3 protein-coding genes and 1 pseudogene are annotated in these 2,369 nt (G+C 69.6%); 2 read left to right on the plus strand and 2 right to left on the minus strand.

Annotation, left to right across the window (positions count from 1 at the left end; all coding sequences use genetic code 11):
• Window positions 1-8: 8 nt before the first annotated feature.
• Together ACH4FX_RS43155 and ACH4FX_RS43160 are read left to right on the plus strand one after the other, a co-directional pair.
• Complete coding sequence (locus ACH4FX_RS43155) at window positions 9-398, plus strand: VOC family protein (protein ID WP_398487397.1); 390 nt, start codon at window positions 9-11, stop codon at window positions 396-398.
• Between the two features lie 82 nt (window positions 399-480).
• Window positions 481-1,098 (plus strand): dihydrofolate reductase family protein, encoded by a 618-nt coding sequence (locus ACH4FX_RS43160; RefSeq protein WP_398487394.1) that lies wholly within the window; start codon window positions 481-483, stop codon window positions 1,096-1,098.
• 108 nt (window positions 1,099-1,206) lie between these two features.
• Here ACH4FX_RS43160 and ACH4FX_RS43165 read toward each other — a convergent pair whose 3' ends face one another.
• Both ACH4FX_RS43165 and ACH4FX_RS43170 read right to left on the minus strand, forming a co-directional pair.
• Window positions 1,207-1,803 (minus strand): uridine kinase, encoded by a 597-nt coding sequence (locus tag ACH4FX_RS43165; RefSeq protein WP_398487395.1) that lies wholly within the window; start codon window positions 1,801-1,803, stop codon window positions 1,207-1,209.
• 49 nt (window positions 1,804-1,852) lie between these two features.
• Window positions 1,853-2,369 (minus strand): annotated as a pseudogene (locus ACH4FX_RS43170) (hypothetical protein); the annotation flags it as partial.

Genomic DNA, 2,369 nt, shown 5'->3' on the forward strand with positions numbered 1-2,369 from the left:
AAAACACCTTGCAGATCACCGCCTCCACCGTCTCGCTCACCGTCGATGACGTCGCCGCCTCCCAGCGGTTCTTCACCACCCACCTCGGTTACACGGAACAGGCCGGCGCCGACGGCTTCGCCTCCCTGACACGCCAGGACGCGGCCGTGGACATCGTTCTGCTCGCCCGCGGCAACCAGGTGCTGCCGCCCGACCAGCGCGACCAGCGCGCCTCCGGCCTGATCGTCGCCTTCACCACCGTCGGCATCCAGGATGAGGAGGAGCGGCTGCGCGCCGAGGGCGTGGAGATCACCATGCCGCTGCGCGAAGAGCCCTGGGGGGAACGGCTTTTCCAGATCACCGATCCCAACGGGGTCGTGGTCCAGTTCGTCGAGTGGGCGACGCCAGACGCGTCCTGAGCACACACCCACGGCCTACGGACATCCATCTCGGCCGGCCCCGTCACCATCGCCCAGCACGACGACCAACGAAGGTTTCACCATGCGCACACTCGTGTACTGCGTCGCCCTCACACTCGACGGTTTCATCGCGGGTCCCGACGGTTCCGACCCCACCGGCCCCGGCGGCTTCTGGTCCCCAGAACAGGACTACCTCCAGCACCTCATCGAGGAGTACCCCGAGACTCTGCCCGGCCCGGCCCGGGCCGCCCTCGGCGTGACGGCCGAAGGCACCCGGTTCGACACCGTCCTCGAAGGGCGCAGGAGCTACGAGGTCGGCCTCGCGGCCGGCGTGGCCAATGCCTACCCCCACCTCCGGCACCTGGTCTTCTCCCGCACCCTGACCGAGAGCCCGGACCCCGGTGTCGAGCTCGTCGCCGACGACCCGGTGGCAACGGTGCGGGAGCTGAAGCAGCTCGACGGGAAGGACATCTGGCTCGTCGGGGGCGCGGAACTGGCCGGTGCGCTGTACGGCGAGATCGACCGCCTGGTCGTCAAGCTCAGCCCGCTCACCATCGGCTCCGGCATACCGCTCTTCGGGCGGAGCGCGGCCTTCGCACCCGACCTCTGGACGCTCAGCGACCACACCGTCCTTCGGAGCGGAGCGGCCTTCCTTACATACGACCGGCGCCGCAACGCCCCGCAGTCCGCCGGCGATTAGACGAAGGAGCACTGCCCGGCCTTCGGGGGCCGCCGGCTACCGCTGGCGGCCACCGCCGAACTGATCCGGTGAACCGGAGTTGTCTCGTGGCCGGTCCGAGGAGGTCGGTCAACGCAGTCTGACGAAGGCGCTGTCCGGGTCATGGGGAATCAGCGGACTCCCGTCGACGACGACATCGGCCCGTCGAACGGTGTTGTCCTGAGCAAAGTGCCGGTCTTCCTGTGCCATCCAGGTGTGCCAGAGCGGCAGTGCCTCGTCTCCGTCGCGTTCCAGTCCGCGACGGAGCCTGACCGCTCGTGGGCTCTCGATCCACACGGCACAGGTGAGCCGGTCGGCGACGGACAGGCGCGACGACGAGACGCCTTCGAGGATGACCGCTTCGGCGATCGGGACGTCGTGCCATTCGGCCGGCTCTCGCCGGCCCCAGTCGTAGCGCTGGTACCGGCCCGCTCTCCCGGTTCCCAGCGGCCCGAGCACCTGTTCCTCCAGCCTGGGCCACCATCCCAAGGGGTCCTCCCAGGAGGCGAAGTCGTCGGTGGGTACGGTCTGGGCGCCGCCGAGGGCAGCAGCGAGCCGCTGGGCGAACGTGCTCTTGCCCGAACCTCCGGGGCCGTCGACGGCGATGAGGCGGACCGGCCCGCAGCGCGGGGGGCCGTTTCTCACCCGGGCCGCCAGTTCGGTATACGTCTCGATCTTTGGTTCCACGGTGTGGAGCGTACTGCTGGCGGCTCCGTGTGAACGCACACGGCCGCGTTCAAGCCCGTACGCACCTGCAAAGCACGTCCGTGAACCCGCACTCCGACGGGAACGAGTCCACTCCGAGCTGACCGACCGCGGGCGACATCCGGAGCACCGTCGGCGTCGGCGTCGGCGCACCAGTCCTGTGCGGCTGTCCGGTTCCTTGCTCCCGAGTGTCAGCCGTCATCGTCCGGATCATCTCTGGAGGCGCGCTGCCCCGGGTGGATGCCAGGACGCTGCCGACGATGGCGATCAGGGCGATGGCCAGGGCGATACTGATTCCGCCCTCGGTGTCCCAGTACACGTCTTCCAGGCTGATCAGCAGCGCCGCCTCGTCGACGACCAGGGCCAGGCCAACCCCGTAGGCCAGCCCCAGCCAGGCGCGTGCCCGCGCCGAACGTTCGGCCAGGCTCGCCGCGCCCACCACCGCGAGCAGCAGGATTCCCCACACGTAGTGGTGGAGGTGCACTCCGCCGGCCTGCACGTCGCCGATCCCGGCCACGTCGATGTGGATGAGCCAGGTCAGCGGGCGC

The sequence above is a fragment of the Streptomyces sp. NPDC018019 genome (genome assembly GCF_044327805.1).
GTDB lineage: Bacteria > Actinomycetota > Actinomycetes > Streptomycetales > Streptomycetaceae > Streptomyces.